The organism is Pseudoxanthobacter sp., assembly GCF_036822375.1.
Classification (GTDB): domain Bacteria; phylum Pseudomonadota; class Alphaproteobacteria; order Rhizobiales; family Segnochrobactraceae; genus Pseudoxanthobacter.
On record NZ_DAISHT010000305.1, the window covers coordinates 1 to 3092 of the forward strand.

Annotated in this window: 3 protein-coding genes; 2 read left to right on the forward strand and 1 reads right to left on the reverse strand. The window is 67.0% G+C overall.

The window, feature by feature from the left end; all coding sequences use genetic code 11:
* On the forward strand, positions 1-1337 hold a 1337-nt coding region (locus V7067_RS16860; RefSeq protein WP_334177050.1), incomplete at its 5' end, for a short-chain fatty acyl-CoA regulator family protein.
* A 207-nt stretch (positions 1338-1544) separates the two neighbouring features.
* Here V7067_RS16860 and V7067_RS16865 read toward each other — a convergent pair.
* Positions 1545-1952 carry an NADH:ubiquinone oxidoreductase subunit NDUFA12 gene (locus V7067_RS16865; RefSeq protein ID WP_334177051.1) on the reverse strand — a complete coding sequence of 136 codons (408 nt, stop codon included), beginning with the start codon at positions 1950-1952 and terminating at the stop codon, positions 1545-1547.
* A 770-nt stretch (positions 1953-2722) separates the two neighbouring features.
* Here V7067_RS16865 and V7067_RS16870 point away from each other — a divergent pair.
* A partial coding sequence (locus tag V7067_RS16870) for a hypothetical protein (protein ID WP_334177052.1) occupies positions 2723-3092 on the forward strand: 370 nt, incomplete at its 3' end.

Consider the following 3092-nt stretch of genomic DNA (forward strand, 5'->3'; position numbering starts at 1 on the left):
AACTTTCCGTCAGCGCCAGCTATCTCAACCTGATCGAGCGCAACCAGCGCCCGGTCACGGCGCAATTTCTGTTAAAGCTGGCAGAGGTTTACGAAATCGACTTGCGCGCCCTCGCCGGCGAGGCGGACCAACGTGCGGTTGTCGATCTGGCGGAAGTGCTGGCCGATCCGCTGTTTCGCGAAACGCCGGTGCCGCATCACGAAATCGTCGAGCTGGCCTCGGCCGCACCCGGCATCGGCGATGCCTTCGCCCGCCTCTACCGCGCCTATCTCGATGCCAAGCGGCAGGCGGAGACCGAGACCCACCGCGTTGCCGACCGCGACACGCTCTCGCCCGGGGCCGAGGACGCCGTGGAGATCGTGCGCGACTATATTCAGGACCAGCGCAATCACTTCCCCGCTATCGAGGAGGCCGCCGAAACGCTGGCCGGCACGCTGGCGGGAATCGCCCCCGATCCGCTGCAGGCGATTCGCGAGCGACTGCGCGAGAAGCACGGCATCACCCTGCGCGTGCTGCCGGTGGACGTGATGCCGCGCGCGCTGCGCCGCTTCGACCGCCACCGCCGCCAGCTTCTCATTTCGGAGATGCTGGATACTCCCGGCCGCATTTTCTCGGCCGCCTTCCAGCTTGTGCTGCTGGAGTTCGGCGCCATTCTCGATCATCTCAGCGAAAAGGCCGGCATCGCATCGGTGGCGACCCGCCGCCTGCTGCGCGTCAATCTGGCCAACTATGCCGCCGGCGCGCTGATGATGCCTTACGGCCCGTTCCTGAACGGAGCGGAGAATCTCGGCTACGACATTCAGGTGCTGGGGGCGCGGTTCGGCGCCAGCTTCGAGCAGGTCTGCCACCGCCTCACCACCCTGTCGCGCGCCACCCAGCGCGGGGTGCCGTTCTTCATGCTGCGGGTCGATTCGGCCGGCAACGTCTCCAAGCGCTTTTCGGCGGCGAACTTCCCGTTCTCCCGATTCGGCGGCACCTGCCCGCTGTGGGCGATCCACTCCACCTTCAAGATTCCGAATCGCATCTTCACGCAGGTTGTCGAGATGCCTGACGGCACGCGCTATTTCACCATCGCGCGCGCCATCAGCCGGGTGGTGTCGTCATGGGTGAATTCTGAAGCAGAACTTGCGCTGGGGCTCGGCTGCGAGCTGAAACACGCCCAGCGCCTCGTCTATGCCCGCGGCCTCGACCTCGCGCAGCCGAATGCCACGCCGATCGGCATCAACTGCCGGCTCTGCGACCGGCCGGACTGCACCCAGCGCTCCATGCCGCCGTTCTCCAAGACACTGCTGATCGAGGAGCACACGCGCACGATTGCCCCGTTCCGCTTCGAATGAAAGACCGGGATCACACCGCAGGCAAGCGCGACAGGTGAAGCGCGACCGGTGAAGCGTGACGGGCGAGGCATCCGGAGAGACGCGACGGGGGGCCGAAAAGACGGGGCTGAAAAACACGAAGGGCCGGAGCGGCAGCCGCTCCGGCCCTTCGATCTGAAATCGCAGCCGGAATTCCGGCCGCCCGGCGGGCCTGCTCAGCCCGGCGACTCAGCCCGGCGTCCAGGCGTCGTAATCGCCGGTCGCCTGCGGGCGGTGCCCCTCGCCGGCCAGCGAGCCGAGCGGGCGATAGGCCTCGCGCGTGCCGGTCATGTTGGCGCGGTGCGGCTTCTGCCAGGGGCGCGGGGTGTAGGCTTCTTCCGAGGGCGGCGTATCGTGGCGATGATGGATCCAGCCCCACCAGCCCGGCGGAATGCGGCTCGCCTCGACCGGGCCGTTATAGATGACCCAGCGCCGCTCGAAGCGGAAGTCCGGCGAAATGGTCTTCGACTTCTGGCGATAGTAGACGTTGCCCTGCTCGTCCTCGCCCACCTTCTCTCCGAAGCGCTTGGTGTAGAACTTCGTGCCGAAGGTGTAGTCGTTCCACCAGGAGAAGAAGTGGAGAAGGAATTTCTTCATCGCGTGCGACGCCTGTCCGAGACGACTGAAAGCCCGCCCGGCACGGCTGACGCCCCGGACGTTTGCCGGACCATCGCACCGAAAAGGCCGTCTTGTCCAGTGGTTGGCGCCACCGGCGGGCGCGGCCCCTCGCCGCGCGGAAGGCGGCCTCCCCGAGGCCCGCAAAAGCCGGCCGCGTCCGCGCGTCAACAGTCAAGTGCGCAGCGTCGTCACGAACGCCTGATCTGCGCCGGCTGGGGATATGGTGGAAAAGTAACCTTCTCTTAACCACCATATTTAGTGCAGAAGCCCGCCATCCGACACAAGCGATAGCCAATCCCTTGACCAGCGCCCCAGACTCGCCCTAGTCTCTCCCCATGCCCGGCCGGCGGGCGTGCTTGTATTGAACCGCGGCCGGGTCTTTCTGGTGTTCCGTCAAGATGCGTAGCGTCCGCCCCCGCCAGCCGGGCGCGGACGGTGTTTTTGTGCGGCCGGCTCCTGCCGGTGCGGGCGACACGTCCCACCCCGCGTGGAACCGTCCGGAGGACGGGATGAAACACTCTATTTAGGGCTTCGGTTCACCATCGAACGCAACATGCTGTGGCATGTCGGCGTCTGGCCCGGGTCCTGACGCAACGCCGCCTCCGCAGGGGCCGGCACGACTGATTGCACGGACGCCGCCCCTTCATGCGGGCAGCGTCGGGAGCGGCCGCCCGGCCGGAAAGCGGATGCTTCCGCGCTGCCGGGGCGGCAAACGCAACGCCTGACAGGCGAGATCGAGGACGACGGGAATGCGGATCGAACGGCGCTATACCAGCGAGACCGGCGGGGCCTATGACGGGATCGAATTTCGCAAGGCGCTGAGCGAGATCCGCAATCCCGACGGTTCGGTCGTGTTCCGGCTCGCCGACATCGAGGTTCCGGTGTCGTGGAGCCAGGTGGCCTGCGACGTGCTGGCCCAGAAGTACTTCCGCAAGGCCGGCGTGCCGGCGCGCCTGAAGCGCGTGGCCGAGGAAGGCGTGCCGGAGTTCCTGTGGCGCTCGGTCGCCGACGACGAGGCGATGGGCGACATCGCCCCCTCGGCGCGCACCGTGAGCGAGCACGATTCGCGGCAGGTGTTCGACCGGCTGGCCGGCACGTGGACCTACTGGGGCTGGAAGG